The sequence below is a fragment of the Zhongshania sp. genome (assembly GCF_041623545.1).
In the GTDB taxonomy this organism is placed as follows: domain Bacteria; phylum Pseudomonadota; class Gammaproteobacteria; order Pseudomonadales; family Spongiibacteraceae; genus Spongiibacter.
The window spans coordinates 1-2,140 of the sequence record NZ_JBFJWS010000416.1 but is presented as its reverse complement, the minus strand read 5'-3'; the positions used below and the strand labels follow the sequence as shown (position 1 = coordinate 2,140).

Genomic DNA, 2,140 nt, shown 5'->3' with positions numbered 1-2,140 from the left:
TGATTTCACCGAAGAAACCGGCGCTACCCGCATGGTTCCTGGCAGCCATAAACTCGGCCGGTCAGCGACGATCGAGGAATGGGAAACGCCGTCGGTCGCAATTGAAGCTCCGGCTGGCTCACTGATCGTTATGGAAAGCCGGGTCTGGCACAAGACCGGAAGCAACACCACCAAAGACCGCCAGCGCTCAGCGATTCTCGGCTATTACACTATGGAATGTTTTATGCCTAACGAGAATTGGTGGGTTTGCCTATCGCCACTCGTGCGTACATCTGGACAAACCAAGCTACTCCAGCTTATGGGTTTTGGCAGCGATTCTCCACTTGGCAGAACTTACGGTCGACCAGCCGTTTGATCGAAACTTTAGCTCATCGCAATATGCCAACAGGAAAAAAACAATGCCTAATTTACTCATTCAAGGCGGCACCGTTATCGACGGCAACGGAACGCCGCCTCAGTTAGCCGATGTACGTATCAAAAACGGTGTCATCCTTGAAGTCGCTAAAAATTTAGTCCCGAGCCCTAACGAGCGGGTATTCGACGCAAGCGGCTATCTCGTGACCCCTGGCTTTGTTGATGTACACACCCATTACGATGGTCAGGCGACCTGGGACGAGCAATTAGCCCCCTCCTGCTGGCACGGTGTCACTACGGTCGTCATGGGCAACTGTGGCGTGGGCTTTGCACCGGTGCGTGAAAATGAGCGCCAACGTCTCATTGATTTAATGGAGGGTGTTGAGGATATTCCCGGCACCGCGCTGACTGAAGGCATGACCTGGGGCTGGGAGAGCTTCCCCGAGTACCTCGACGTATTGGACTCTCGGCGCTGGATGATGGATGTGGGAACCCACGTACCCCACTCCGCAGTTAGACACTATGTGATGGGCCAACGCGCCGCAACTGAAAACGCGACCCCTGAGGAAATCGCGCAAATGTGCGCAATTGTTCGCGAGGGCGTCGAAAAAGGCGCACTGGGAGTGTCGACCTCGCGGTTACTTGCTCACCGTGATAATACCGGCGGAGTGGTCCCCGGCACTTATACCGAGGAGGCCGAGTTCGAGGCCATTGTTGGTGAACTCGGCAAGCTCGGCAAAGGCGTCTTTGAACTCATTCCGAGGGGCATGGACGGCGAGGTGTCTGAAGTCGCTCATGCGGAAATCGATTGGATTGCCAATGTTGCAACTAGCAGCGGCCGGCCCGTCATCTTTGGGCTGATGCAAACCCATACTGAACTCGACCGCTGGCGCATGCTGCTTGAACACGCAGGTAAACTGCAAGCTAAGGGTATTCCCCTTTACCCACAGGTGGGCGCTCGCCCCGCCGGCATCGTGTTCGGCTTACAGAGCGTGCAACATACATTTTCGACCCGGCCAAGCTACAAAGCCATTGAGCATTTGCCGTTAGCTGAGCGTGTTGCCGAAATGCGCAAACCCGAAGTACGTGCAAAAATTCTCGCTGAACCCAACGGCACGTATCGCCATCCGATGGCGCAAATGCTGCACGAAAATCTTTCGCATATGTTTCCAATAGAACCACCGATAGACTTGGAACCAACCCGCGACAGCACTGTGGTAAAACTTGCCGAGGCAAAAGGCATTACCCCAGAAGAGTTTTGCTACGACCACATGCTTGGCAATGAAGGGCACAACTTAATTCAATACCCCATCACCAATTATTACAACTACAGCCTAGACGATGTATATGACATGCTCGTTCACCCAGCAAGTCACTTTGGTCTCGGTGACGGCGGCGCGCATTGCGGCGTTGCCTGTGATGCTGGCACGCCAACAATGATGCTGTCCTATTGGTCTCGAGATCGCAAACGCGGACCCAAAATTGAATTAAGTAAGGCCGTACAGATGATCACCAGCGACACCGCCGACCTTTACGGCCTCAAAGATCGTGGCCGCATTGCACCGGGCTATCGCGCCGATATCAATGTTATTGACTACGACAACTTACAGCTGAAGCTACAAGAAATGGTCTTTGACCTACCCACGGGCGCACGCCGCCTAATGCAGCGCGCCACCGGCTACGTCGCCACCTTTGTTGCCGGCGAACAAACCATTGACCACGACAGCGCTACTGGCGCGCTACCCGGCCGCTTAATACGCGGACCACAGAGCCCACGCAAATTATC

At 54.5% G+C, this 2,140-nt stretch carries 2 protein-coding genes; both read left to right on the top strand.

Annotated features, from left to right (window positions below; translation table 11 throughout):
• Positions 1 to 355 (top strand): phytanoyl-CoA dioxygenase family protein (locus ABYT30_RS18670; protein ID WP_373083373.1); only part of this gene is annotated, 355 nt, incomplete at its 5' end.
• 43 nt (positions 356 to 398) lie between these two features.
• Positions 399 to 2,140 (top strand): amidohydrolase family protein (locus ABYT30_RS18665; protein WP_373098028.1); only part of this gene is annotated, 1,742 nt, incomplete at its 3' end.